The sequence below is a fragment of the Aminobacter sp. P4_D5 genome, assembly GCF_056401815.1.
In genome coordinates this window covers 1-528 of sequence record NZ_JBFUIP010001346.1, presented here as the reverse complement: position 1 = coordinate 528, position 528 = coordinate 1, and the positions used below count along the sequence as shown (strand labels likewise).

The following is a 528-nucleotide window of genomic DNA, read 5'->3' as shown; positions in this document are numbered from 1 at the left end:
CGCCGATCTTGGCCTCCTCGGCCTCCTGAACGGCATTGGCGAGGTCCACGACCGTGGCGACGATCTCCAGGCTGATGCCGAGATCGACCTCTTCGCCGTCATCATCCGGTTCCGCCATATCTAAACCTTTCCTCGTCACAGCACCGGTCCACGGCACCTCGCGCAAACGCGGAATGCCGGGGGGCGTTGCGGGCCGCAAGGGGCGTCCCGTCGGATTTCTGCGTCCGGTCCAGCGGGCGGAGTTTGATCCGGGAGGGCGGCCCGCCGCAAGCCCGATCAGCGGTCCCAGGCGGGGGCGAAGGCCGGGTTCACGAAGCGCCGGTTCTTCGGCAGGGCGGCGATCGCCTCGAGGTCCGAATCACTGAGCTTCAGCTTCGCGGCGGCCATGTTCTCCGCCTGCCGCCCGACGCCGCGCGCCTTGGGAATCGCGGCCACCAGCTCCTTCGAGAGCAGGTACGCCAGCGCCACCTGGCCGGGCGTCGCGCCATGCTCCCCGGCGATCTGCTTCACCACCGGATCCTCCAGCAC

General features: G+C 69.1%; 1 protein-coding gene. It reads right to left on the bottom strand.

Annotated features, from left to right (window positions below):
* Window positions 1-276: 276 nt before the first annotated feature.
* The coding region (locus tag AC1DWF_RS38325; protein WP_476843625.1) for an aldo/keto reductase at window positions 277-528 on the bottom strand (252 nt) is incomplete at its 5' end.